Source organism: Mesorhizobium sp. M2E.F.Ca.ET.209.01.1.1, from assembly GCF_004010375.2.
Taxonomy (GTDB): Bacteria; Pseudomonadota; Alphaproteobacteria; order Rhizobiales; family Rhizobiaceae; genus Mesorhizobium.
Genome location: NZ_SADP02001312.1, coordinates 1 through 282 on the forward strand (window position 1 = coordinate 1; position 282 = coordinate 282).

1 protein-coding gene is annotated in these 282 nt (G+C 61.0%); it reads left to right on the plus strand.

Features of this window, described 5'->3' with window-relative positions:
- Positions 1-248, plus strand: a 248-nt coding sequence (locus tag EN852_RS40200; RefSeq protein WP_281407875.1) for a transketolase C-terminal domain-containing protein, incomplete at its 5' end; no start/stop codon positions are given.
- Between the last annotated feature and the right edge of the window lie 34 nt (positions 249-282).

A 282-nucleotide genomic window follows, 5' to 3' on the forward strand; every position in this document is an offset into this window, starting at 1 on the left:
AGAGAATTCTTGCAGCAGCGCGTCGACCTGGCCGGCTGGTGGTGGTGGCGGAAAACCACACGTGTATAGGCGGACTGGGGGAAGGTGTGGCATCCCTGCTGATGCGCGAGGGTGTGACCCCGGTCTTTCGCCAGATTGCCCTTCCCGATGAGTTTCTCGATGCCGGGGCTCTGCCGACGCTCCACGATCGCTACGGGGTATCGACAGCTGAGGTCGTGCGCCGTATTCGCGAATGGACGAGTAAGTGAAGTAGGAGTTCGGCTCTGCTGTGCTTAGGGTTCG